This is a genomic window from Catellatospora sp. NPDC049609 (assembly GCF_040675365.1).
Taxonomy (GTDB): Bacteria; Actinomycetota; Actinomycetes; order Mycobacteriales; family Micromonosporaceae; genus Catellatospora.
In genome coordinates this window covers 1-23,268 of record NZ_JBFAOU010000127.1, presented here as the reverse complement: position 1 = coordinate 23,268, position 23,268 = coordinate 1, and the positions used below count along the sequence as shown (strand labels likewise).

General features: G+C 74.3%; 23 protein-coding genes. 9 read left to right on the top strand and 14 right to left on the bottom strand.

The genetic code is table 11. The features are described 5' to 3' along the window. From AB0J67_RS28240 to AB0J67_RS28225, 4 genes are all read right to left on the bottom strand, one after another. Positions 1–839: isocitrate lyase/PEP mutase family protein (locus AB0J67_RS28240; RefSeq protein WP_363486505.1), on the bottom strand; the 839-nt coding region annotated here is incomplete at its 3' end. Next, the gene (locus AB0J67_RS28235; protein ID WP_363486504.1) at positions 836–2,398 is read right to left on the bottom strand and encodes an aldehyde dehydrogenase; all 1,563 of its coding nucleotides are present in this window, start codon (positions 2,396–2,398) and stop codon (positions 836–838) included. The genes AB0J67_RS28240 and AB0J67_RS28235, both read right to left, overlap by 4 nt. After that, a complete protein-coding gene (locus AB0J67_RS28230; RefSeq protein ID WP_363486503.1) occupies positions 2,395–3,681 on the bottom strand; it encodes an acyl-CoA dehydrogenase family protein in 1,287 nt (428 codons plus the stop codon). Before AB0J67_RS28230 ends, AB0J67_RS28235 begins: the two co-directional genes overlap by 4 nt. A gap of 23 nt (positions 3,682–3,704) precedes the next feature. Beyond that, on the bottom strand, positions 3,705–4,688 hold the full coding sequence (locus AB0J67_RS28225; protein WP_363486502.1) for a flavin reductase: 984 nt from the start codon (positions 4,686–4,688) through the stop codon (positions 3,705–3,707). Between the two features lie 150 nt (positions 4,689–4,838). Here AB0J67_RS28225 and AB0J67_RS28220 point away from each other — a divergent pair, with 150 nt between their 5' ends. After that, positions 4,839–5,651: an IclR family transcriptional regulator gene (locus AB0J67_RS28220; RefSeq protein ID WP_363486501.1), complete on the top strand. Its 813-nt coding sequence runs from the start codon at positions 4,839–4,841 to the stop codon at positions 5,649–5,651. 7 nt (positions 5,652–5,658) lie between these two features. On the opposite strand, the gene AB0J67_RS28215 is transcribed toward AB0J67_RS28220, so the two are convergent. The 3 genes from AB0J67_RS28215 to AB0J67_RS28205 form a co-directional block, all read right to left on the bottom strand. Beyond that, positions 5,659–6,501, bottom strand: a complete 843-nt coding sequence (locus AB0J67_RS28215; RefSeq protein WP_363486500.1) for a hypothetical protein — start codon at positions 6,499–6,501, stop codon at positions 5,659–5,661. A 235-nt stretch (positions 6,502–6,736) separates the two neighbouring features. Beyond that, positions 6,737–7,684: a hypothetical protein gene (locus AB0J67_RS28210; protein ID WP_363486499.1), complete on the bottom strand. Its 948-nt coding sequence runs from the start codon at positions 7,682–7,684 to the stop codon at positions 6,737–6,739. Between the two features lie 146 nt (positions 7,685–7,830). Next, complete coding sequence (locus tag AB0J67_RS28205) at positions 7,831–8,538, bottom strand: hypothetical protein (RefSeq protein WP_363486498.1); 708 nt, start codon at positions 8,536–8,538, stop codon at positions 7,831–7,833. A gap of 187 nt (positions 8,539–8,725) precedes the next feature. Here AB0J67_RS28205 and AB0J67_RS28200 point away from each other — a divergent pair, with 187 nt between their 5' ends. From AB0J67_RS28200 to AB0J67_RS28185, 4 genes are all read left to right on the top strand, one after another. After that, on the top strand, positions 8,726–9,091 hold the full coding sequence (locus AB0J67_RS28200) for a hypothetical protein (protein WP_363486497.1): 366 nt from the start codon (positions 8,726–8,728) through the stop codon (positions 9,089–9,091). Next, the gene (locus tag AB0J67_RS28195) at positions 9,088–10,092 is read left to right on the top strand and encodes a CoA ester lyase (RefSeq protein WP_363486496.1); all 1,005 of its coding nucleotides are present in this window, start codon (positions 9,088–9,090) and stop codon (positions 10,090–10,092) included. Before AB0J67_RS28200 ends, AB0J67_RS28195 begins: the two co-directional genes overlap by 4 nt. A 159-nt stretch (positions 10,093–10,251) precedes the next feature. Further along, the gene (locus tag AB0J67_RS28190; RefSeq protein ID WP_363486495.1) at positions 10,252–10,662 is read left to right on the top strand and encodes an ATP-binding protein; all 411 of its coding nucleotides are present in this window, start codon (positions 10,252–10,254) and stop codon (positions 10,660–10,662) included. After that, on the top strand, positions 10,640–10,948 hold the full coding sequence (locus tag AB0J67_RS28185) for an STAS domain-containing protein (RefSeq protein WP_363486494.1): 309 nt from the start codon (positions 10,640–10,642) through the stop codon (positions 10,946–10,948). Before AB0J67_RS28190 ends, AB0J67_RS28185 begins: the two co-directional genes overlap by 23 nt. 4 nt (positions 10,949–10,952) lie before the next feature. Here AB0J67_RS28185 and AB0J67_RS28180 read toward each other — a convergent pair whose 3' ends face one another. The 5 genes from AB0J67_RS28180 to AB0J67_RS28160 all read right to left on the bottom strand — a co-directional run bounded on the left by AB0J67_RS28180 (position 10,953) and on the right by AB0J67_RS28160 (position 16,743). Continuing rightward, positions 10,953–12,518 (bottom strand): phospholipase D-like domain-containing protein, encoded by a 1,566-nt coding sequence (locus AB0J67_RS28180; protein ID WP_363486493.1) that lies wholly within the window; start codon positions 12,516–12,518, stop codon positions 10,953–10,955. A gap of 134 nt (positions 12,519–12,652) precedes the next feature. Then, the gene (locus AB0J67_RS28175) at positions 12,653–13,129 is read right to left on the bottom strand and encodes a hemerythrin domain-containing protein (protein WP_363486492.1); all 477 of its coding nucleotides are present in this window, start codon (positions 13,127–13,129) and stop codon (positions 12,653–12,655) included. 142 nt (positions 13,130–13,271) lie between these two features. Continuing rightward, positions 13,272–14,696 carry an MmgE/PrpD family protein gene (locus AB0J67_RS28170; RefSeq protein ID WP_363486491.1) on the bottom strand — a complete coding sequence of 475 codons (1,425 nt, stop codon included), beginning with the start codon at positions 14,694–14,696 and terminating at the stop codon, positions 13,272–13,274. Next, the gene (locus AB0J67_RS28165) at positions 14,693–15,547 is read right to left on the bottom strand and encodes a cyclase family protein (RefSeq protein WP_363486490.1); all 855 of its coding nucleotides are present in this window, start codon (positions 15,545–15,547) and stop codon (positions 14,693–14,695) included. The genes AB0J67_RS28170 and AB0J67_RS28165 overlap by 4 nt, the downstream gene beginning before the upstream one ends. Next, positions 15,547–16,743 (bottom strand): CoA transferase, encoded by a 1,197-nt coding sequence (locus AB0J67_RS28160; RefSeq protein WP_363486489.1) that lies wholly within the window; start codon positions 16,741–16,743, stop codon positions 15,547–15,549. Before AB0J67_RS28160 ends, AB0J67_RS28165 begins: the two co-directional genes overlap by 1 nt. A 77-nt stretch (positions 16,744–16,820) precedes the next feature. Between AB0J67_RS28160 and AB0J67_RS28155 the strand changes: the two genes are divergently transcribed. Next, a complete protein-coding gene (locus tag AB0J67_RS28155) occupies positions 16,821–18,248 on the top strand; it encodes a dihydroorotase family protein (RefSeq protein WP_363486488.1) in 1,428 nt (475 codons plus the stop codon). Between the two features lie 185 nt (positions 18,249–18,433). Beyond that, entirely contained in the window at positions 18,434–19,009 is a 576-nt protein-coding gene (locus AB0J67_RS28150) for a hypothetical protein (protein WP_363486487.1), read from the top strand. A 169-nt stretch (positions 19,010–19,178) separates the two neighbouring features. Here the strand turns inward: AB0J67_RS28150 and AB0J67_RS28145 are convergent, their stop codons facing one another. Then, positions 19,179–20,072 carry a hydroxymethylglutaryl-CoA lyase gene (locus AB0J67_RS28145; RefSeq protein WP_363486486.1) on the bottom strand — a complete coding sequence of 298 codons (894 nt, stop codon included), beginning with the start codon at positions 20,070–20,072 and terminating at the stop codon, positions 19,179–19,181. Positions 20,073–20,149: 77 nt separating this feature from the next. Between AB0J67_RS28145 and AB0J67_RS28140 the strand changes: the two genes are divergently transcribed. Together AB0J67_RS28140 and AB0J67_RS28135 are read left to right on the top strand one after the other, a co-directional pair. After that, positions 20,150–21,343, top strand: a complete 1,194-nt coding sequence (locus AB0J67_RS28140) for a CoA transferase (RefSeq protein WP_363486485.1) — start codon at positions 20,150–20,152, stop codon at positions 21,341–21,343. Continuing rightward, positions 21,343–21,963 (top strand): isochorismatase family protein, encoded by a 621-nt coding sequence (locus AB0J67_RS28135; RefSeq protein WP_363486484.1) that lies wholly within the window; start codon positions 21,343–21,345, stop codon positions 21,961–21,963. Before AB0J67_RS28140 ends, AB0J67_RS28135 begins: the two co-directional genes overlap by 1 nt. 12 nt (positions 21,964–21,975) lie before the next feature. Here AB0J67_RS28135 and AB0J67_RS28130 read toward each other — a convergent pair whose 3' ends face one another. Further along, on the bottom strand, positions 21,976–23,043 hold the full coding sequence (locus AB0J67_RS28130; RefSeq protein ID WP_363486482.1) for a hypothetical protein: 1,068 nt from the start codon (positions 23,041–23,043) through the stop codon (positions 21,976–21,978). Positions 23,044–23,268: the final 225 nt, after the last annotated feature.

The following is a 23,268-nucleotide window of genomic DNA, read 5'->3' as shown; positions in this document are numbered from 1 at the left end:
CTCGTGGCGCTCGCGCAGCTCGACGTTGGGCAGGTCGGCGACCCGGCGGCGCACGTACGCCTCCATGAGTAGTTGCCGGCCGAGGGACCGCGCGGCGCAGAGTCGTCGCCGGCCGAGGGACCGCGCGGCGCAGAGTCGTCGCCGGCCGAGGGACCGCGCGACGCAGAGTCGTCGCCGGCCGAGGGCCGGGGCGGCGCGGTGGGCGGCCCGGCGGCCTCGGAGCGGTTGAGGACCAGCGGCACGCCGGGCAGCGCGGCGTGGGCGCGGGCGAGTTCGTCCAGGTCGGACACGCCTTCGAGGAAGACGGCGTCGGCTCCGGCGGCGAAGTAGGCGCGGGCGCGGTCGATCGCGTCGGCGAGGCCGTTGACCGAGTACGCGTCGGTGCGGGCGACCACGACGATGCCGGTGCCGTCACCGACCACCGCGCGGACCTTGCGGGCGGCCGCGGCAACGCCGATCAGCTCCTTGCCGGCCAGGTGGCCGCAGCGTTTGGGTTGTACCTGGTCCTCCAGGTGCAGCCCGGCGATCCCGGCGGCGGCGTAGCGGCGGGCGGTCCACACGGCCTGGAGCGCGTCGCCGTAGCCGGTGTCGGCGTCGGCCAGCAGCGGCGCGCCGCCGAGGGCCGGCACGATCCGGGCGGCGCGGTCGGCGATGTGCGTGCCGTGCACGTAGCCGAGGTCGGGCAGGCCCAGGTCGAGGGCGGCGCAGGCGGCGCCGGACAGGTGCGCGGCGCGGTGCCCGGCGCGCGTGGCCAGGGTCGCGGTGGGCGGGTCGTACACGCCGGGCAGGTGGGTGACCCGATCGGCGGCGAGCAGGGCCCGCAGTGCGGCGGCGGTCACGGCCGTCCGTGCAGCGCGAAGCCGCCCTCGACGCCGACGACCCGCGCGTTGGTGAAGAAGCGCAGCGTCTCGGCGGTGCCCTCCTCGGAGTAGCCGGACAGGCCCCAGGCCGGGCGCGGGGTGAACAGGTGCAGGCTCATGATGCTGGACCCGTTGACCTTCACCTCGCCCGCGGTGAGCCGCCGCGCCACGGCCAGCGCCTGCTCCTCGTCGGCGCCGCAGACGTACGCCTCCAGCCCGTACGGCGTGCCGTTGGCCAGCGCGACCGCCTCGTCGACCGTCGGGTAGGTGTGCACGGCGGCGACCGGTCCGAAGATCTCGTGCACGGTGCGTGCGGGGGCGACGCCGGTGACCAGCGTGGGGCTGAGGAAGTTGCCCTCGTCTGGCACGGCCAGCGCGGTGTGCGCGGTGCCGCCGTCGGCGGTCAGCGCGTCGCGGGCCGCGGCCACCCGGGCCCGGTGGCCGGAGTGGACCAGCGGGCCGTAGTCGGTCTCCGGGTCCAGCGGCGACCCGGCGCGCAGCGCGGCGACCCGGTCCAGCGTCGCGCGCAGGATCTCCTCGGCGCGGTCGGCGGGCACGATGAGGCGGCCCAGCGCCCGGCACCACTGGCCGTTGAGCGTGGTGAGCAGGTCAGCGGCGGCGCGGGCCGCGGTGGCGGTGTCCGCGTCGGGCAGCACGACCAGCGGGTTGTTGCCGCCGAGTTCGAGCTGCACCGGCTTGATGTCGTACGCGCACGCGGCGGCGACGGCGCGCCCGCTCGCGAGCCCGCCGGTGAACGACACGGCCCGCACGCGCGGGTCGCGCACCAGCCGCGCGCCGGTGCCCGCGTCGCCGTGCACGAGCTGGAACAGCCCGCCGGGCAGCCCGGCCGCGGCGAGCGCGCGGGCCACGGCGGCGGCCAGCGCCTGCGTGCCGTAGGGGGCGTACTCGCTGGGCTTGACGATGGTGGGGCAGCCCGCGGCGAGGGCGTTGGCGGCCTTGTGCGCGGCCATCGGGGCGGGGGCGTTCCAGGGCACCAGGCACGCGGCCGGGCCCCACGGCAGCCGGTCGACGTGGGCCAGGCGGCCGTCCTCGCGCGGCATCGCGCTGCTCAGCCAGCCTTCGCGCAGTTGCATCGCGGCCAGCCGGAACGCGCCGCCGAGGATCACCGACAGCATCCCGGTCTGCCGGATCGGCACGCCGGTGGCGTACGCCTCCAGCGCGGTGATCTCCGGTGCGGCGGCCTCGACCTCGGCCGCGACCGCGTCGAGCAGGTCGGCGCGCTCGGCGGCGGGCACCCGCTGCCACGTGCCCGCGGTGTGCAGGGCGGCGGCCGCCGTGACGGCCTGCTCCACGCGCTGCGGGTCGCTGCCGACGGCGTCGCCGACGGGGCGGCCCGTGGCCGGGTCTTCGAGCGCGAAGCCGAGCGGGGTGGCGCAGTCGCGCCAGCCGCCGTCGACCAGGTCGGCGACGGCGGGCGGCGCGAACCCGCCGGAACGCGCGGTGGCCGGCCGATCGCCCGGCTGCGGAGCGCCGGGAGGCTGCGCGGCGGGTCCGGCCGCAGGGTTCGGGGTGCTCACGACGCCACGTTCCCGAACAGGTCGTTGGCGCGGTCGGCGGTGACCATCGAGGCGGCCTCCAGCCGGCCGCGCTCCGGCGGGAACGTCATGACCAGGCCCATCGCCAGGTCGCGCAGGGCGCGGCCCATGGTGCCGTGCAGGGTCGCGCCGGAGGTGCCGCAGGCCTTGAACGCGCCGACCGCGACCGCGAACGCGGCCTCGCAGATCGAGCCCTTGGCCAGGCGCCACTGGCGGTACACGTCGGACTTCGGGGCCAGCGGCGGCTCGGACGTCTCCAGCAGCAGCTGGCGGCGCAGCCACAGGTACGCCGTCTCCAGGTTCTCGGTCATGTCACCGATGATCACCTGGTGCATGGGGGACTCGGCAACAGGCCGTCCGGTGTCGGCGAAGGTTTTCGTGGTCAGCCGCTGCAGGGTCTCGTCGTACACGCCCTGGGCGCAGCCGACGTACACCGCGGTGATGGCGAGCTGGTTGCCGACGAAGCTGCCCCGGCTGCACTGGAGCATCTTCACGAACGCGCCGGGCACGGTCAGCGCCTCGTCGGCCGGGATCCACACGTCGCGCAGGGTGACGCCGTGGTTGGCCGAGCCGCGCATGCCCAGGCCGTCCCAGGCCGGGCGGGACGCGACGCCCTCGGCCTCGCGCGGCACCAGGAACAGGGCCAGGCCCTCGGCGGTCTCGGTGCCGTCGAGCCGGGCGGTGACCAGGTACGTGTCGGCGACGCCGGTGGCACAGCCGAACGACTTCTCGCCGGTGACCAGCCAGCCCTCGACGCCGTCGCGGGTCGCGCGGCGGGCCGTGGTCGAGATGGCGATGTTCGCGCTCGCGCTCTTGACCGACTCGCTGGCGAAGTTCGCCAGCCAGGTGCCGGTGGCCATGCGCCGCAGCACCTTCTCGGCGAACGCGCGCACCACCGGCACGTCGGCCTCGTCGAACAGCCCGGCGTCGACCGCCTCCAGCGGCAGCAGGCCGCGCGAGGCGCTGGTGTTGTGGAAGAAGAACGCCAGCGCCGTGGACGGGCAGGCGGTGCCCATCGCGTACGTCGCCGCGGCCAGGTCGCGCAGCGTGCCGCCGAGGCCGCCGTACTCCTCCGGCACCACCAGGCCGAGCAGCCCGGCCTCGCGCAGCAGGGCGACGTGGCCGTCGGGGAACTCGCCCGCGGCGTCGGCTCGTTCGGCGGCGGCGCGCAGCGCGGGCAGCACCGCCTCCACCCGCATGGCGCGTTCGCGCTCGGCGGCGGTCATGTCGTCGACGAGGCGTTCGCCGGTCAGCCGGTCGGCCATGGAACTTCTCTCCCTTGTGGATGTCAGGCGAGGTCGGGGACGAGGGGGTCGGCGCAGGCGACGCCGAGCTGGCGGGCCAGCAGCAGCAGGTCGCGGGCGGGCAGGCCGCCGGAGGCCGGGTCGAGCACGGTGTCGAAGCGGCTCACGCCGCTCTTCATCGCGACGAGCGCGTTGACCAGGCCGAGGCCGTGGTGGGCGAGCAGCCGCACGTGCAGCGCGGCGGGGCGCACCCGCACCACCGCGTCCTGCAGCACCCGGCGCACCTGCAGCGGCGACGCCGCGCTGTCCTCGGCGCAGCCGACGTCGACGGTGGGCAGCGCGGCGAGCTCGTCGAGCACGGCCAGCACGGCGGCCTCCCGCTCGGGGGCGAACGCGTCGGCGACGTAGGCGCGCACCGGACCGGCCTCGGCCAGCTCGCGGGCGCGCGCGAGGTCGTGCCGGTCGCGTACGGTGAGCACCGCGCCGGTGGCGGGGGCGCCGTCGAGCACGGTCATGGTGATCTCGTGGGGGAGGGGGTCGGCGAGCTGGCCCCAGCTGCGGGAGTGGAACAGCAGCGGCGCGGTGACCCGGGGGACGTCCGCCTCCAGCACCCGGCCGACGAAGATGGTGTGGTCGCCGCCGGGGTAGGCGTGCTCGACCGTGCAGTCCAGCCGGCCGGTCGCGTCGGCGAGCATGGGGCTGCCGGTGGGGCCGGTGATCCAGTCGGTGCCGGCGAAGCGGTCGGCGGTGCCGGGGGTCATGCCGGCGAAGCGGCGGCCGACGTCGGCCTGGTCCTTGCCGAGGAAACTGACGGCGAACACGCCCGACTCGCGCACCAGCGCGTGGGTGGGCAGATGGTTGCCCAGGCAGACGGAGACCAGTGGCGGATCGAGGCTGACGGAGGAGAATGAGCTGGCGGTCATGCCGTGCACGCGCGGGGTCCCGTCGGGCGCGGTCGTCACGGTGGTGACGACGGCGACGCCGCTCGGCCACTGGCTGAGCACGGTACGCAGCTGCGTGCTGTCCACCCCGGCACCCGCCCTTGTTTCGCATTAGGAAACGCTGTTGCCGTGAAGGTAACGACTTGGCGGTAGCCGTGTCAACGCCCGTGCGGCCTCTGCGCCGTGACCGCACGGCGATCTACACTGACGGGCGTCCGTGCCGACAGGAGGGCCCCCGTGCCGACCAGCGCCGCAGCGAAGGCGACGACCGCCGCCGACGACGACAGCCAGTCCCGCTCCATCGCCGCCGTGGAGCGCGCGATGGACGTGCTGCTCTACTTCGGTCGCAGCGGGCAGCCCGACCTCGGGGTCACCGAGATCGCGACGGCGCTCGGCCTGACCAAGGCGGCGGTCCACCGCATCCTCACCGCGCTGCGCAGCCGCGAGCTCATCACCGTCGACCCGGTGACTCGCCGCTACGCCCTCGGCCACGCGGCGGTGGCGCTGGGCCGCGCCTACCTGGCCCGCACCGACCTGCGCGCGATGGCCGCCCCGGAGCTGCGCGCGCTGGCCGAGCAGACCGGTGAGACGGCCACCCTGTCGCTGCGGCGCGGCGACACCCGCCTCTACGTCGACCAGGTCGTGCCCGACCAGGAGCTGCGCATGGAGGTCACGCTCGGCATCCCGTACCCGCTGCACGCCGGCGGGTCGTCGAAGGCGTTCCTGGCGTTCCTGCCCGAGGCCGAGGTGGAGTCCTACCTGGAGCGCCACCCGCTGCAGGCGGTGACCGACAAGACGATCACCGACCCGGCGAAGCTGCGCAAGGAGCTGGCCGCGATCCGCAGGCGCGGCTACGCCACCTCGCTGGGGGAGCGGCAGGCGGGCGCCGCGTCCATCGCCGCCCCCGTGTTCGACCACGACGGGCACGTCGTCGCGGTGCTGAGCGTCGCCGGCCCGGCCGCCCGGTTCAAGCCCGACCAGGGCGACTCGGCACAGCAGCTCACCGCGGCCGCGGCCCGGATCTCCGAGCAGCTCGGCTACGCGGGCTGACCGCGCTCTAATCGCGGCGGCGCCGGCCCGCCGGCTGTGACGGGTAGGCGGTCGCGCGCTCGTCCGGACGGCGCTCGTAGGCCGGCCGGCCGTGGCGGCCCGCCCAGGTGTCGTCCGGCCGGTCGGGTCGGCCCGCCCAGGCGTCGTCCGCACGGTCGCGGTCGGTCCACCGGGGCACGTCATCCTCGCCGTAGTGCGTGAAGTCCTTGCCGTGGCCGCGTACGGCACGGTAGGTCAGCCACGCGGCCAGGCAGAACACGCCCTGCGCCATGGTGTTGATGCTCTGCTGCACCCACTGGAACGCCAGCGCGTCGCTCGCGGCGTGTCCGCGCAGCGGCACCAGCGCCATCACGGCGAGCACGCTCACCGGGAACAGCCCGGCGGCCAGCGCCGCACCGTGCCGCCAGGCGCGCACCGCGCCCAGCACGCTGATCCACACGACGATCACGGTGGCGAACAGGAACGCCGGCTGCACGTCCCAGGCCCGCACCGCGGGCACGGCGGCACCCAGGCCGGCCGCCCACAGCGGCCAGCGCCACCAGCCGAGCGAGCCGTGCAGCGACACCGCCAGCAGCAGCCCGCCCGCGCCGAGCAGCGGGAACAGCAGGTCGTCCAGCCAGGGCACCTCGATCGCCCACGCGGAGTGCAGCAGCTTCCAGGTCGACTTGGCCGCGCCGCCCGCTCCCATCAGGACGGCGCCGATGCGTCCCAGCGCGGATGGCGCCAGCAGCAGGAACCCGGCGAACGCGAGCAGCGTGGGGGCGAAGTCCTCCACCGCGAGCGCCACGCTCAGCGCGGGCGTCTCCGGCTCCGCGGCAGCCCACGGCAGCGCGACAGGCAACACATCCATGAGCATGAGCGCGAGCCTAGACCTATTGAGGTACGCCGTTCCAGCCTGCGATACAGACAACAATCTCACACTCTACTTTGGATGTCTCCACCTTGCGCTGAGCCGCGAATTCCTCAGCTCGCGGCCCGGGTCCGGTCTGCCGCGGCCGAAGCCTGCGGCGAGTGCGAGCCCCAGAACCGGCGCTGAACCCGCGGCACGGGCCGCCCCGCCCCGTGACCGGGGCGGCCCGCTGGTGTCAGCTCGCGAACTGGGTGGTGACGTTGGCGTCGAGCAGGTCGCCCGCGCCGGACACCCAGGCCCGCCCGACCGGGTCGCCGAGCTGCGCGCGCAGCCAGAACGCGGCCCAGCGGCCGGTGGTCTCGATGCTCACGGACTGGCTGAGCGTCTGCGGGTTCAGGTCGGGGCGCGCCCCGGCCGGGTTCTGCGTGTCGGTGATGCCGTAGTGGTTGGCGCCGTGGAGGCTGACCCAGAGCTTCGGCGGCGAGCCGAGCGCCTGGTACGTGGCGTACCCGTTGGCGGGGCTGCCGATGCCGTCGGCACCGGCCTGGATGAGCGCGACCGGGACGGTGTTGGCGACCGGCGGCGTCGTCCCCGTCGCCGGGTTGGTGTTGTTCGTGCCGTAGAACGCGGCGGCCTTCAGCTGCGGGGGCGCCGGGGTCGGCACCGCGCAGAACGGCGGCGTGCACAGGCCGGTGGTGAGGCCCAGCCCGGCCGCGCCGCCGAACGAGTGCCCGAGCAGCAGCAGCGTGCCCGGGTCGAGCGCGCCGAGCAGCGGCGAGCCCGCGCGGGCGTTCTCGGCCTGGGCCCAGGTGACGGTCCAGCCGGCCTGCGCGCCGGTGGCGTAGAGACCGGGCTGGCCGAACAGCAACTGGTAGTGGTTGGGCACCACGACCACGAAGCCGTACGAGGCGACCTTGCGGGCGTACCCGGCGTACTGGGACTTGTCCACGTTGGCGCCCTGCAGCAGCAGCACCACGGGCCACGGGTCGTGCGGTGAGCCGGTGACGGGGTGGTAGACGTCGGCGGCGTCGCCGCTGACGGTGGTGGCGTAGGCGGCGACGGTCGAGTAGGCGGCCCCGGCGGGGGCGGGGGCGGCCAGTGCCGCCGCACCCGCGGCCAGCGTGGCCACGAGCCCGGCGGTGAACAGGCGCCGCAGGCCACGGCGTTCGGTCGAGGTTCGCATGGATCCTCCCGTTTCCTTGAGCGAAACATCGTTTCGGGTTGAGGAACATGATGAGGATGCGGTGGACGGACGTCAATGCTTCCGGCTTTGCTCTGCACACAGATACGCGCGGCGCGTATGTGTGTGCAGAGCAAAGCGGCTGCGGGTCACAGGTCGGCGAAGGGCTTCAGGACGCCGAGCGCGGCGGCGGCGAGCACGCTGCCCCAGATGCCGTAGACGTACGGCAGGCAGCCGTCGATCGAGCGCTTCAGCGTCCGCTCCACCTCGGGCGTGGAGCCGGTCGTCATGAGCGCGCCGAAGGCGGGGCCGAACGGGCGCAGGGTCAGCCGGATGCCCAGCCCGCAGCCGATCGCCACGGTGTAGAGCAGCAGCTTCGCGCCCAGCCAGCGCGGATTGGTGTCCACCCCGAACGGGCTCTGCGCGACCAGCGTGTAGACGGAGAGCACGCCGAGTGCGGCGATCAGGGTCAGCCGGATCGTCCAGTCGGCGCGGCGCACCCACGGCCGGCGTCCCGGGTGGTGGTGGTCGGCGATGGTGGCCGCGAGCCAGGCGGCGGCCAGCAGCCACACCCCGACCACGGCCGGCCAGGAGAACGGGTTGACGCCGTACACCTGCGCGCCGTGCGGTTCCAGTGCCATCAGCGTGACGCCGCTGGGCAGGAAGAGCACGAGGCAGATCTTCGGGCCGAGGTCGAGGCCGCCCATGATCTTCAGGGCGGTGGCGCGCGCGGCGGGGGTCAGGTCGGGGCGGAGGACGAACCGGCTCGACCAGAACACGCCCAGGTCGCCGCCGAGCCAGAAGACGAAGAGAACGAGGTGGAGCAGAATCCACCAGCCGTTGGTATGTGATCCCACGGGCGTAATGGAAACACTGATCCGCTGTGAGAAACAACCTCTTGACGGGCTGGTGCCGGCCTGGCTAGCGTCGGTGCATGGTAGCCGCTGGTACGAGGACTTCCGGCCGGTGACGGCACCCGGCACCCGCGCCGCCTCGCGGCACGCCGTTCGACCGCCCGACGTCGACTGATCGGTGAGGCTCAGCGTGACGATCCACCTGCCCGCGATCGGCGGCTACGCCCACGCCGCCGCGACCCTGGCCGCCCACGAGCTCGAACCCTCCGACATCGTGCACGTCACCGAGTACGTCACCGCCGCCATCACCCCGCAGGCGGTGGCCGAGGGTCGTGACGTGCTGCTCGACGGCAACATCGTGCCCATCTCGACGATCTCGGTGCACAGCTTCCCCGGCAGCGACGACACCTACCGGGTCGCCGTCACCGCACGCCCCGGCAGCGACGGCGGCGGCACGAGCACCAGCAGCGACGGTGTCACCGGCGCAGGCGCAGGCGGTGTCGGGCCCCTCGCCGACGCCCGCTCGAGGCTGTCCGATGAGGGTGGGCCCGCGTGAGGTCCTATCTCTACGTCCCCGGCGACTCGCCGGCAAAGCTCGCCAAGGCGCTGACGGTCGGCGCCGACGCGCTCATCGTCGACCTGGAGGACGCCGTCCCTCCGTCCGGCAAGGACGCCGCCCGCGCGGCGGTCGCGACGTTCCTGGCCGCTGCGGCGTCAGCACCCGCCGCCGCGTCCGCCACCGCCGACGACGCCGCGCCCGCCCCCGGTGCGGCCGGTGCGGGCGCGGGCAAGATCGCCGTTTCCGGTCAGAACCTCGGGTCAAACCACACATCTGGACCGGATACAGCGATCTTCACCGCCACGCCGATCGCCGCGGGCGGGGTACCGCGGATCTGGGTACGCATAAATCCGGGTGAACTGGGGCATGTCGATGCGGCGGCGGTTGTCGGGCCGGGGCTGGCCGGGTTGTACTTCGCCAAGACGGAGTCGGTGGAGCAGCTCACGGCGCTGGACACGTTGCTGGCTCGGCTGGAACAGCGGGCCGGTCTGCCGCCGGGTGCGGTCCGGGTGGTGCCGCTGCTGGAGTCGGCCGCCGCGGTGCTGGCCGCACCGGTGATCGCGCGCGGGCCGCGGGTGGCGCGGTTGCAGCTCGGCGAGGCCGACCTCGCCGCCGACCTGGGCGTCGTGCTCGGGCCGGACGAGCGGGAGCTGTGGTGGGCGCGCTCGCATGCGGTGCTGGCGTGTGCCGCGGCGGGGATCGCGCCGCCGGTGGCGCCGGTCTCGGTGAACTTCCGCGACCTCGACGCGCTGCGCGAATCGACGCTGGCGCTCAAGCGGCTGGGCTTCCGCGGCCGGGCCTGCATCCATCCGGCGCAGCTTGCGGTGGTGCACGAGGTCTTCACCCCGGCCGAGTCCGAGCTGGCCGCGGCCCGCGACCTGGTGCGACGCCACGAGCAGGCGGTACGCGACGGATCGGGCGTGTGCCTGGACGAGCGCGGCCGGCTCGTCGACGAGGCCGTCGTGCGCTCGGCACGCCGCCTGCTGTCCGGCGAGTGACCGCCGATTCGCCGCCTGCGGGCCGGGAGTGATCGCCGACTCGCCGCAGTATGTCGTGAACTACGCCGCTCGTTGCTTCGATCCGGTTATCCGTGCTGAACTGGCCGGGTATAGGGCGGTCAGAACGACCGGGATGACCGCGGCAAGGAGGTGGCCGTCATGAGCGAGCTCAGCGCGAGTCTGGACCTGCCGCTGGGCCTCTCCGCACCGACCGGCGCCAGGCACACCCTCCGGCAGATCCTGCTCACGTGGGGGTACGCCGATGGCGACTGGCTCGACGAAGCGGGACTGCTCATCTCGGAGCTGGTCGGCAACGCCGTGCGGCACGGCGGCGGCTGCCTGGAGGTGCGTGTGCAGGCGCACGGCGCGATGGTCACCGTCAGTGCCGCCGACGGCAGCTCGGTGATCCCCCGCCGGCGCGAGCCGGGCCCCCACGGCGGCCTCGGCCTGGCGCTGATCGAGCGGTTCGCCGCCGGGTGGGGGGTCGAGGACCATCATGGCGGCAAGCGGGTGTGGATCCGGCTGCGCGCCTATCCCGCCGGAGGCGATGACGACCGTGCTGACGGTTGACGTGCTCCGGGAGCCGGCCCGCACCCTGGTGGTGCTCGCCGGCGAGCTGGACCTGTCGACCGGTCGGCTGCTCGCGGACGTGCTCGCGGGGACGGCCGACGACCACCGGGTCGACGTCGACCTGTCCCGCCTGTCGCAGTGCGACTCGTGCGGCCTGAGCATCCTGCTGGCGGCCCGGCACCGGGCCTGGCGCGAGGGCCGCGAGCTGCGCGTGGTCGGCGTGGGAGGCCTGTTCGCCCGGGTCACCGGCGCGTGCGACGCCTCCCGTGTGCTGCTGGGCGCCTGACCGGTCAGAAGCGGTTGCGCACCCGCATGCCGCCGGGGCGGCCGTCGGGGTCGCAGATGAACTCGTACACCAGCCGGGCGGGCACCCGCCGCCAGCCGTGCACGTCCGGCGGCTGGTAGCGGCGCAGCCGGGAGCGGGGGCGCGGCCCGATCCCGCCCGCCTCGTGCCAGGCGTCGAGCTCGGCGGCGGCCTCGGCGAAGGCGTCGAAGGCGGCGGCGGGATCGCCCAGGCGCTCGGCGGCGTCGGCCGGGGCGAGCCCGAGGTGCTCGCGCATCAGTTCCAGGCGCAGGTCGCGGGCCCAGCTCGGCTCGGCCGACTCGTCGACGACGGCGCAGGTCAGCTCGGAGTCGTAGGTCCACGAGCGCATGTTGAAGTTGTCCGAGCCGACGGTGGCCCAGGCGTCGTCCACCACGCACGTCTTGGCGTGGACGTAGATCGGGGTGCCGGCGGCGTTCTCCAGGCCGTACACGGCGAACCGGTCGCCGCCGGCCTTGGCCAGCACCTTCATGGCCTGCTTGCGGCCCCATGACTCGGCCATCGACACCGTCGGCGACGCCGCGTCGGGGGCCAGCGGCACCACGCAGATCAGCCGCAGCTCCGGGTTGTCCCGCAGCGCCTGCGCGAACGGCCGCAGCACCCGGCCCGACCACAGGTACTGGTCCTCGACGTAGATCAGGTTCCGGGCGCGGGCGATGGACTTGAGGTAGGCGCGGGCGACGCTGCGCTCGCCGCGCGGGGCGAACGGGTAGCGGCCCAGCCGCCGCCGGGGGTAGGTGCGCAGGGTCTGCACCGCGTGCGGGCCGCACTCCGGCGGATCGGGCAGCTGTTCGGGCAGCGGCACGACCTCGGTGTGCAGCCGCGACAGCAGGTCGCGGACGTGGTCGGCGAGGTTGAGCGACAGCGCGCTCGGGTCGTCCCACCGCTCGCGGAACACCAGCTCCACGTCCCCGACGACGGGCCCGCGCAGCTCCAGCTGGATGTCGTGCCAGGGCGGTTGCGGCCCGTAGACCTCGGCCATGGGCGGGGCGAGCGGGTCGCCGCCGTGTGCGGCGTCGTCGTTGCGGCCCCGGCACAGGTCGATGCCGCCCACGTACGCGACGTCGCGCTCGGGCCGGTCGCGGTGGCGTACCACGAACAGCTTCTGGTGGTGCGAGCCGCCGAAGCGGACCCGCATGTCCAGCAGCACGTGCGCGCCGGCCTGCTGCAGCTCCTCGGCGAGCTGGCGGTTCTGCGGCGAGCTGAAGTGCAGCCAGTCCGGGTGCGAGCGCCACAGCAGCCCGTGCACCCGCACCCCGCGCCGCGCGGCCTCGCCGAGCACCCGCGTGACCTGCGTACGCGGCCCGGCCAGCCGCTCGTCCGGGTCGCCGCGCCAGTCGGTGAACAGCACCAGGTCGCCCTCCCGCGTGCCCTCCAGCGTCTTGACCAGCTCGCGGAAGTACGTGGCCCCGTGCACCAGCGGCCGGGCCAGGTTGCCGCGGCTCCAGGCCAGCCCGTCGGGGTGGCGGCGATCGATCTCGGTCGCCGGGTTGCCGCGCTCGGCGGCGTCCAGGAACCACGCGTCGGGGGTCACCAGGGGAAGGTAGCCGCTCAGCGCCCCTGGAAACCAGAGCCGATCACGACGTGGTCATTCTCACCGATGCGGTCGAGTTCCGGCGCTGACCGGAGCGGGACGGGCCCGGTCGCCCCCGGGCCCGTCCGGCTCGGTCAGGACCGCGCGGAGGGCACGCCCAGGGGATCGGCGGGCGCCTCGTCCCGTGCGGCCTGCATCCGCTGGCCCAGCTCGTCCAGCCGGTGCGCGCCCATGGCCGCGCGCACCTCCGGGAACCAGTCCTGCTCCTCTTCCTCCTGGTGGTGGCGCATCTGCTCGATCAGCACCGCCACCTTGGCGTCGAACTTCTCATCCTCGGGCTCGAGGTCGCGCAGCTCGGACAGCAGCCAGGCCGCCACGTGGTGCTCCTCGACGGACTCCAGGATGTGATCGGTGGTCTGCGGCACGGCCTGGCGCGCCGCCGGGTAGAAGATCGTCTCCTCGATGAACGCGTGTGCGGTCAGGCCCTCGATCATGCGGTCGACCAGGGCCCGTTTCTCCATGTCCGTCGCCGTCGGCCGGCTGCGCTCGTACGCGTCGTACAGTGCCTCGAACCGGCGGTGGTCATGGATGAGCAGTTCGATGGCGTCCATGCGGCCTCCCTACCTCGCGGGCCGGTGCATGCCCGGCGCACCGGCCTCTGTCGGCCGTTTCCGGCCTTCGTGAGGGGATGCCCGGCAGCGTCGCAGTGAAACCCGCTGAGAGCCGTTTTTGCAGCTCCGCGCGGCGCGACGACTACGCGGAGCACTCGGGCGGTGAGCCGACGGTGAGCCCGAGCAGGCGAGCGGCGTCGTCGCCGGCGAACGCCGCCTCGGCGAGCCGGCCGGCCCGTCCGGCGTCCAGGGTCCTGGCCGCGTTCATGGCGAACTTGCGGGCCAGCTCCTGCTCGCTCAGCGGGTGCCGCTCGCTGCCGCGCGAGGAGTCGACCCGGTGCTCCCAGCGGCGCCCGTCGCCGGTGCGCACCCGCAGCACGGCCGCGAACGCGTGCGGGAACAGCGCGGTGGCCCGCTCGTCGGCCACGCAGGTCACCCGCGCCGCCAGCGCCAGCCGATCCGGTTCCAGCGCGGCGAAGTCGTCGAGACCCAGGCCCAGGCCGCTCCCGCCGAGCAGCGCGGACGCGACGGTGTAGGGCCCGGAGAACTTCCCGTGGTACGCCGAGCGCGGGCTGGCCTTCTCCGCGGCCGGCTCGGCGATGGTGCGCAGCACGGGCGCCGCCACGCCCAGCTCGATGGACTCGACGGCGGCCGGGTCCAGCCCGGCGGCCCGCAGCGCCAGCGCGCAGTCGATCCCGGGGTGCGTGAAGTGGTTGGTCGGGTAGGGCTTGTAGACGGTGCGCGCCAGCTCCCAGCGGGTGCCGAGGTCGCCCAGCAGCGCGTCGGCGTCGAGGAACCCGCCGGTGTACGCGGCGAAGAAGCCGAACCGGCCCTCCAGCACGGTCGGCGGCCCGGTGAGCCCGTCGGCGGCGAACACCGCCGCGCTCACTCCGGCGTGCGCGGCCCAGCCGCAGTGCGTCTTCTTGACCGTGCCACCGGTGCGGTTGGCCTCCAGCAACCCCGCGCCCATGGACGCGGCGATGCCCATGGCGTGCGCGATGCCGTCGGCGTCCAGGCCGTACAGCATTGCCGCGGCGGCCGCGCCGCCGACCGTGCCGCAGATCGAGGTGGCGTGCAGGCCGCGCTCGAAGAACACGGAGTTGCGCAGCTCGCGGTCGTACGCGGCCATGCCGAGCCGGTTGCAGATCTCGATCCCGGCGGCGACGGCGCGGGCCAGCTCCGGGCCGGTCGCCCGGGTGGCCTCGGCCGCGGCGAGCGCGGCCGGGACGATGCTCGCGCTGGGGTGCAGCACCGAGGGCAGGTGCGTGTCGTCGAAGTCGAGCGCGTGCGCCATCACGCCGTTGACCAGTGCGGCGGCCGGGGCGGGCAGCCGGTCGCCGGCGCCGATGACGGTGGCCTCGGGCGTGCCGCCCCAGCGCCGGACCGAGGCCAGCACGGCGGTGACGGCCGGGTCGTCCTGCGCGGCCAGCGCCAGCCCGAGGATGTCGAGCACCCGTCCGGGCACGCCGTTGGGGATCGCGGCCGTGCGGCAGTCCGCGGCGAACGCGGCGAGCGTCCGCACGGCGTTCTCCGAGGTGATCACCTCGGCGGCGTCGAGTGTCGTCATGCGAGCACCGCCAGGGGGCGGACCGGGGCGCCGGTGGCGCCGGCCAGGGGCAGCGGGTTGAGCACGAGCAGCAGCTCGCGGGCTCCGGTGTCCAGCAGCGGGGCGAGGTTCATGGTCTCGACGATGTGCACGCCGTGCTCGACCAGCAGCACCCGGTGCGCGGGCAGCACGGCGTGGCCGCGACCGGCCGGGATCTGCTCGAAGGCGATGGTCTCCGCGCCGACCGCGGCGGGGGAGTGCGCGGCCAGCCAGCGGGCGCCCGCCTCGCCGGGGCCGGGGGTGCCGTCGCGCCGGCCGATGAACGCGTCGTGCTCGTCCCAGCGGCGCGACCAGCCGGTGCCGATGAGGATCACCTCGCCCGCGCCGATGGTCAGCCCCGCGGCGGCGCGGTCGAGGTCGTCCGGCGTGATCTCGTACCCGGCGGGCAGCACGCCGACGCCGTGCCCGCGCGCGACGTCGAGCAGCACCGCCCGGCCCAGGTACGGCGGGAACGTGTCGATGCCCAGGTCGCTGAAGCCCTGGTGGGAGGTGAGCGCGGCGGCGTCGCGGCCGCCGTGCAGTAGCCCGTCCTGCGACACGTGGGCCAGCGCGTCCACGTGGGTGCCGACGTGGCCGCCGGTGACGATCAGCTCGTTGGCGGCCGAGCCGCCGTCCGGGCGCATCATGTCGCCGTGGCGGCGCTCCAGGGCCATCCGGAACGGCGGGTGGTTGGGCGACTGCGGCATGCCGCGGCGCATCGGATGCGCCAGGTCGAGCACGGGCCGCCCGCGCAGCGCGGCCCACGGCGTCGGCTGCGCCCGCCCGCTGGGCGAGGGCTGCAGCGCGTGTCGGTCCAGGTCGAGGCCCTGCATCAGATCACTCCGGCGGTACGCAGTGCGGCCAGCTCGTCCTCGGTCAGGCCGAGCCGGTCCCGGTAGACGGCGTCGTTGTCGGCGCCCCGCGGCCGCCCGGTCCAGCCGATGCGGCCCGGGGTCGCGGTCATGCGGTAGAGCACGTTGGGCATGCGCACCGGCCCGAGCACGGGATCGTCCACGGTGGTGACCGAGTCGAGCGCGGTGTACTGCGGGTCGGCGAACACGTCGGCGATGTCGTAGATCGGGGCGACCGCGGCCTGCGCGTCCTCGAACGCCTCGGCCACCTCGGCCAGGTCGCGCTCGGCGATCCAGCCGCCGACGTACGCGTCGAGCTGCTCGGCGTGCGCGGCGCGCCCGGCGCCGGAGGCGAACCAGGGTTCGTCGATGACCTCGGGCCGGCCGACCAGGCGCAGCACCCGCTCGGCGACGGCCTGCGCGCTGGTGGACACGGCGACCCAGCGGCCGTCGCGGGTGCGGTAGGTGTTGCGCGGCGCGTTGTTGACCGAGCGGTTGCCGGTGCGCCGCTGCACCAGCCCGAGCTGGTCGTACGCCATCGCCTGCATGCCGAGCACGGTGAGCATCGGCTCGACGATGGCCAGGTCGATCACCTGCCCGCTGCCGCCGTTGGCGTCGCGGTGGTAGAGCGCGGTCATCACCGCCTGCGCGCAGGTCAGCGCGGAGATGCCGTCGGCCAGCCCGAACGGCGGCAGGGTCGGCGGCCCGTCCGGCTCGCCGGTGATCGCGGCGAAGCCGCTCATCGCCTCGGCGATGGTGCCGAAGCCGGGGCGGTGCGCGTACGGCCCGAACTGGCCGAAGGCGGTGACCCGGGCGATGACCAGGCGCGGGTTGAGCTCGTGCAGCACCTCGGGGGACAGGCCCCAGCGCTCCAGCGTGCCCGGCCGGAAGTTCTCGATCAGCACGTCCGCCCCGGCGAGCAGGCGCTTGGCCAGCTGCGCGCCCTCGGCCCGGCCGAGGTCCAGGGTGACGGTGTGCTTGTTGCGGCCGAGCATGGTCCACCACAGCGGCACGCCGTCCCGGGACGGGCCGTGCCCGCGCGACGGGTCGCCCTTGCCGGGGTGCTCGATCTTGATGACGTCCGCGCCGTAGTCGCCGAGGATGGTCGCGGCGAGCGGGCCGGCGAAGAGCGTCGCGGCGTCGACGACGGTGATCCCGGACAGGGCGGCGGGCGGCATGCGAGAAAGGTACACGCCCTATCCGCCAAAAGGAAACCCCGTTACAGTGTGCGAAACGCACCCCCTGGAGGTATGCCGTGGCCCGCTATGACCTGCTGGTCAAGGATGGAACGCTCGTCCTGCCGTACGTCGGCACCGTCCGCGCCGATCTCGCCGCCCGCGGCGGGCGCATCGCCGCCATCGCCGACGAGATCGACGCCGCCGAGGCCGAGCAGGTGATCTCCGCCCGCGGCCGGCTGGTGTTCCCCGGCGCCGTCGACGCGCACTACCACCTGGGCATCTACCGCGACCTGGCGGTGGACGCGGCCGAGGAGACCCGCTCGTCGCTGGTCGGCGGCGTCACCACGGTGCTGTCCTACTTCCGCACCGGCCAGCACTACCTCAACCGCACCGGCCCGTACGCCGAGATCTTCCCGCAGGTGCTGGACGCCGTCGCCGGGCACGCCTGGACCGACTACGGGTTCCACCTCGCGCCCATGGACACCGCGCAGGTCGGCGAGGTGCCGTCGCTGGTCGACGAGCACGGCGTCAGCTCGTTCAAGTACTACATGTTCTACAAGGGCTTCAACCTGTCGGCCGACTCCCGCGACGCCAAGTCGTTCACCATGAGCGACGAGTACGACCTGGGCCACCTGTACCAGATCATGGAGGCCGTCGCCGCCAACCAGCGCGAGGGGCGGCGGGTGTCGCTGTCGCTGCATTGCGAGCAGGCCGAGCTGATGCGCCTGTTCATCGACCGGGTGCGCGCCGCCGGTGACCCGCAGACGCTGAAGGCGTACTCCGACGCCCGCCCGCCGCTGACCGAGCAGGTCGCCATCGGCGAGGCGACCACGCTGGCCGCCGCCACCGGCTGCCCGGTCAACCTGCTGCACCTGTCCTCGGCGGACGCGATCGCGGCGGCCGCCGCGGCGAAGGCGTCGAGCCGGTTCGACCTGCGCTGCGAGGTGACGCTGCACCACCTGTGCCTGGACTACGAGAGCCTGGACCGGCGCGGCGGCCTCGGCGCGAAGGTCAACCCGCCGATCCGTTCGTCGGCCGACACCGAGGCGCTGTGGGCGGGAGTGCTCGACGGCACCGTCGACTGGGTCGCCTCCGACCACGCCTGCTGCATGGAGGAGCACAAGGGCGACCAGCTGTGGCCCGCCCTGCCCGGCTTCGGCGGCACCGCGCTGCTCTACCCGATCCTGCTCAGCGAGGGTATGCACCGCCGCGGCCTGACCCCGCAGCGCGTCGCCGAACTCGCCTCCGGCAACCCCGCGCGGGCGTACGGGCTGGCCGGCCGCAAGGGCAGCCTGATGGTGGGCATGGACGCCGACCTCACCATCGTGGACCCGGAGCTGGAGCAGGAGGTCACCACCGAGCTGCTGCTGTCCGGGCAGGACCACTGCCCGTTCCAGGGCCACAAGGTCAAGGGCTGGCCGGTCGCCACCGTGGTCGGCGGCCGCCTCGCCTTCCAGGACGGCCAGGTCCTCGGCACCCCCAGCGGCCGCTTCGTCGCCCGCTGACCCCACCCGCCGCGCCGCCGCACTCCGGGCCGCCGCGCCGCTGTGCCGAGCGGGAAGATCGCCGTTCGGTGTCGGAACGTCAAGTCTGACCGCAGGTTCTGACACCGAACGGCGATCTTCGCCCTTCGTGACCGCTCAGGATGCGGGGTCCACCGGAAGATCAGCTGAGCTTTAAGCTGTCCGGCATGGTGGTGGAGCACGACGTGATCGACCTGGACGCGCTGCCGACGGGACACGACGGCAGGGCTGCCGGCCGCGCCCGTGCTCGGCGCAGGACGGCGCTGCGCTTCGCGGCGGTTTTCACGGCCGGGCTGGTGGTGGGTGGTGTGGCTGTCACCGTGCTGCGGGATCAGCTCGATCGGCAGGAGCGGGACGCGACGGTGCGCCTGGTGGCCTCGACGGAGACGGCCAATCTGGGCGGTTCCGGCACCGCAGGGCACGTGCAGCTGAATGGCATGTTGGTGGTGCTGAACCACGGCCCGGCGCCGCTCACGATCCGCGGCGCCCAGGCGGCGCGCCCGGACGTCACCGTCCGCAGCTACGGCCAGCCCCAGGTGGTCCCGCCCGCCGGCACCGTGCGGATATCCGTCCAGCTCGGCTTCGACTGCCCGGTCGTCATCAACCCGGAGCCGGTGCCGATCGTCTTCTCCGTCGAGACCGCAGACGGGCAGGCCAGGGAGCACCGGCACGGGGTGCCCCTGGTGGGCAGCGTCTGGACAACCGACGCCATGGGCATGTGCGCGCAAAGCCCCCCGACCTGACCACCGCCTGCGCGGCAGCCCAGCCCAGCCCTCAAGATCGCCGTCCTGTGTCAGAACATGCGGTCAGACTTGGTGTTCTGACACAGAACGGCGATCTTGCGCGGCCGCAGCCCCGCCTCGGCCCTGACCATCGGCCTGTGGGGCGCGGGTCGGTTCGGCTGGGGGCTGGTCAGGGTGCCGGGGGGAAGATGCCTGCTCGGCCGAGCATCGCCGGAGCCGTGACGCCGAGCCGCTCGCTGATCCACGTCCCGGTGTCCGCCGCGCGCGCCGTGTCCACTCCGGTCGCGACGCCGGAGCGGTCGAGCAGGTAGGACAGGTCCTCGGTGGCGATGTTGCCGGTGGCGGCGGGCGCGAACGGGCACCCGCCGATGCCGCCGGTGCTCGCGTCCAGCGCGGTCACCCCGTGCTCCAGCGCGGCCATCGCGTTGGCGTACCCGGTGTTGCGGGTGTTGTGGAAGTGCGCGCGCAGCGCCACCTCGGGCGCGGTCGCGCGCACCGCCGCGACCAGCTGCGCGACCTGGCACGGCACGCCGACGCCGATGGTGTCGGCCAGGCAGATCTCGTCGGGCGGCGCCGCCATCGCCTGCTCGACCAGCGTCCGGACCCGCTCGACGGGCACCTCGCCGGTGAACGGGCAGCCGAACGCCGCCGCGAGCGTCAGCGTCGTACGCAGTCCCGCGGCGCGGGCGGCGGTGGCCACGTCGGCCCACTGGCCGAGCGAGAGCGCGCTGCTCATGCCCTGGTTGCGCTGGGAGAACTCGTCCGTGGCCACCAGCACGTAGTTGACCTCGTGCACGCCCGCGCTGGCCAGTGCCCGGTCCAGGCCGCGCCGGTTGAGCACCAGGCCGATGTAGGAGACGCCCTCGGGCCGGGGCAGCGCGGCGAGCACCGCCTCAGCGTCGGCCATCTGCGGCACGCGGGCCGGGTGGGCGAAGGCGACCGCCTCGATGCGGCGCAGTCCCGCGGCGAGCGCGCGGGTGATGTAATCGACCTTCACCGGGGTCGGCAGCAGGGCTTTCTCGTTCTGCAGCCCGTCGCGCGGGCCCACCTCGACGATCTCCACGGGTTCCTCTCGGACACGAACGGCCACGGATGTGGTTCCTCTAGCGAAACAGCGTTTCCAAAGCATAGGATCCAGCGGTGACTGGTGCACTATCCGACATCCGGGTGATCGAGACCGGAACCCTGCTGGCCGGCCCGTTCTGCGGGCAGCTGCTCGGCGACTTCGGCGCCGAGGTCATCAAGCTCGAGGACCCCGGCAAGGGCGACCCCATGCGGCAGTGGGGGCGCGAGAAGCCGCACGGGCAGTCCCTGTGGTGGCCCGTGGTCGCCCGCAACAAGAAGTCGGTCACCTGCAACCTGCGCAGCGCCGCCGGGCAGGACCTGGTGCGCCGCCTGGTCGCCGACGCCGACGTGCTGCTGGAGAACTTCCGCCCCGGCACCCTGGAACGCTGGGGGCTGGGCTGGGACGAGCTGTCGGCGATCAACCCGCGGCTGATCCTGGTCCGGGTCACCGGCTACGGCCAGACCGGCCCGTACGCGCCGCGCGCCGGGTTCGGCTCGATCGGCGAGGCGATGGGCGGCATCCGGCACGTCATCGGCGAACCCGACCGGCCACCGGCCCGCGCCGGCATCTCGCTGGGCGACTCGCTCGCCGCGACGTACGCCGCGTACGGCACCCTCGCGGCGCTGCACGCCCGCGAGCGCACCGGGCGTGGCCAGGTCGTCGACTCGGCGATCTACGAGGCGGTGCTGGCGATGATGGAGTCGCTGCTACCCGAGTGGGCGGTGGCCGGCTACCAGCGCGAGCGCACCGGGGCGATCCTGCCCAACGTCGCGCCCAGCAACGCCTACCCGACCGCCGACGGCTCCGACGTGCTGATCGCGGCCAACCAGGACACCGTCTTCGCCCGGCTGTGCGACGTCATGGGGCGGCCCGAGCTGACCACCGACGCCCGCTACGCCACGCACGGCGCGCGCGGCGCCCACCAGGTCGAGCTCGACGACCTGATCAGCGAGTGGACGCGCACCCGGCCCGCCGACAAGCTGCTGGCCGAGCTGCACGAGGCCGGTGTCCCCGCCGGTGGCGTCTACACCGCCAAGGACATGCTGGCCGACCCGCACATCGCGGCCCGCGAGGCGATCGTGCGCGTGCCGCACCCCGACTTCGGCGAGCTGCCGATGCAGAACGTCGCCCCGCGCCTGTCCGCCGACCCCGGCGCGGTGCGCTGGGCGGGCCCCGCCCTCGGCCAGCACAACGACGAGATCTACGGCAGCCTGCTGGGACTGTCCGAGGACGAGCAGGCCGAGCTGCGCGCGCAGGGCGTGATCTGATGGAGCTGCACGCCGACTACGCCGCCGCCGGGTTCTCGCGGCGGCTCGGCTGGGGCGCCCGGCCCGCGCTGCTGCTGGTCGACCCCGTGGCCGCGTACACCCGGCAGGGTTCGCCGCTGTTCCTGGACACCGCGCGGGCCGCGGTCGGCGCGATGGCCGCGCTGCTCGCGGCCGCCCGCGGCAGCGGCCTGCCGGTGGTGCTGACCGGCGTGCGGTACGCCGACGCGAGCTGCGCCGAGGCGCCGCTGTTCGCGGCGAAGGTGCCGGCGCTGGCCGCGTTCGCCGCGGGCAGCCCGCTGGGGGAGTTCCCGCCCGAGCTGGTGCCCGCGCCGGGGGAGCACGTGGTGCACAAGCACTACGCGAGTGCCTTCGCAGGCACCTCGCTGCCCGCCTGGCTGACCGCCAACGGCGTCGACACGGTCGTCATCGGCGGCTTCTCCACCAGCGGCTGCGTGCGGGCGTCGGCGGTGGACGCGCTGCAGCACGGCTTCCGCCCGATGGTGGTCCGGCAGGCCTGCGCCGACCGCGACCCCGGCCCGCACGAGGCCAACCTGTTCGACCTCGACGCCAAGTACGCCGACGTCGTCTCGCTCGACGAGGCCCTGACGCGCCTGTCCTGAGGTCGGGTCGAGTCAGTACACCGAGACGTGCACGTGGTTGGTGTGGTCGCCGGACGGTGAGTCGCCACACCTGGCGCCGCCCGAGGTGTAGTTCTGCCAGCCCGATCCGGGCAGCCAGATCTTGCAGTAGAAGACGACGTAGATCACGCCGAGCCGCCGCGCGTTCCTGACCAGGAACGCGGCGAGCCGGTCGCCGTACGCCCGCGACGCGCCGGTGGCGGAGGAGTCCGCGAACCTGCCCACCTCGGTCGCGAAGTCGCAGGCCCGGCCGGTGGGATGCTCGTACCTGCCGCTCGGGCGGTGGCAGGTGACGTACCGCTTGAAGCCCGCCTGCTGCGCCTGCCGCAGCGCGTGCAGCGTCCGCGGCGTGATGCAGCCCGAGGTGGTCGGGTCGTCGATGGTGCAGCCCTCGCGGGGCCACGTCCCGTCGGGGGCGCGCCGGGCGGGCGCGGCCAGCGGCGAGTCCGGATCCACCCAACCCTCGGCCGCGCGGGCGCCGGCCGCCGACAGCGCCACCTCCATCGCCTTCTTGCGCCGGGACATCTCGGCGGCCTGCCTGGCCTGCTCCTTGACCTCGGCGTCGACGGACGCCCGCGCCGCGAGGGCGGCGGTGCGGGCCCGCCCCAGCTCGTTCATCCGGGCGTCGTCGTGCGCGGCCAGCTGCTCGACGGCGGCGAGCCGCGCCAGGTACCCGTCCGGGGACGTCGCTCGCACGATCAGCCCCAGCACACCCAGCCGTCCTGTCCGGTACGCCTGCGCCGCGTACTTCGCGACCCGGGCCCTGGCCTCGGCGAGCCGCCCGTCGGCGGTCCGCACCTCGGTGTCCAGCGCGGCCCGGCGCTCGCGGGACGACTCCAGCGCCGCCTGCGCCTGCACGTAGCCGACCGCCGCGGCCTCCAGGTTGGCGCGCAGCGCGGCGACCTTCGGCGAGGCGGCCTCGTGCGCGGGGTCGGGTTCGGCGAAGGCGGCGGCGGGGACGAGGAGCGCGACGGCCATGACGCCGACGAGGACGGCTATCCACCCGCGCCGCCGCGGCCGCCCGTTCGCGACGATCCGCCGCGACCGGACCGCCGCCGTCATGGACGCGAACATCCTTCCCGCAACCGCGGAGCTGTCAGATTCCACGCCAGGTCTAACGCCGCAGGACGCGGAAGGCGTACGCGGCACCGGCGGGGACTCGCGCGGCGCACGTGCGCCCGGTGGGACGCCGCGGGGGCGTCCCCCCCGGCGATCGGGAGAGCGGGGGGTAGGGTAATAGTGTTTCAGGTGCAGTGTAGATATAGGTGGTGGGCGGGTAATTAAAAA

Excerpts from the sequence above, each read along its gene's own strand:
- AB0J67_RS28130 (WP_363486482.1), bottom strand. The coding sequence starts at position 23,043 with ATGACGGCGGCGGTCCGGTCGCGGCGGATCGTCGCGAACGGGCGGCCG.
- AB0J67_RS28175 (WP_363486492.1), bottom strand. The coding sequence starts at position 13,129 with ATGGACGCCATCGAACTGCTCATCCATGACCACCGCCGGTTCGAGGCA.
- AB0J67_RS28190 (WP_363486495.1), top strand. The coding sequence starts at position 10,252 with ATGAGCGAGCTCAGCGCGAGTCTGGACCTGCCGCTGGGCCTCTCCGCA.
- AB0J67_RS28230 (WP_363486503.1), bottom strand. The coding sequence starts at position 3,681 with ATGGCCGACCGGCTGACCGGCGAACGCCTCGTCGACGACATGACCGCC.
- AB0J67_RS28185 (WP_363486494.1), top strand. The coding sequence starts at position 10,640 with ATGACGACCGTGCTGACGGTTGACGTGCTCCGGGAGCCGGCCCGCACC.
- AB0J67_RS28170 (WP_363486491.1), bottom strand. The coding sequence starts at position 14,696 with ATGACGACACTCGACGCCGCCGAGGTGATCACCTCGGAGAACGCCGTG.
- AB0J67_RS28150 (WP_363486487.1), top strand. The coding sequence starts at position 18,434 with ATGGTGGTGGAGCACGACGTGATCGACCTGGACGCGCTGCCGACGGGA.
- AB0J67_RS28160 (WP_363486489.1), bottom strand. The coding sequence starts at position 16,743 with ATGCCGCCCGCCGCCCTGTCCGGGATCACCGTCGTCGACGCCGCGACG.
- AB0J67_RS28210 (WP_363486499.1), bottom strand. The coding sequence starts at position 7,684 with ATGCGAACCTCGACCGAACGCCGTGGCCTGCGGCGCCTGTTCACCGCC.
- AB0J67_RS28165 (WP_363486490.1), bottom strand. The coding sequence starts at position 15,547 with ATGCAGGGCCTCGACCTGGACCGACACGCGCTGCAGCCCTCGCCCAGC.
- AB0J67_RS28135 (WP_363486484.1), top strand. The coding sequence starts at position 21,343 with ATGGAGCTGCACGCCGACTACGCCGCCGCCGGGTTCTCGCGGCGGCTC.
- AB0J67_RS28215 (WP_363486500.1), bottom strand. The coding sequence starts at position 6,501 with ATGGATGTGTTGCCTGTCGCGCTGCCGTGGGCTGCCGCGGAGCCGGAG.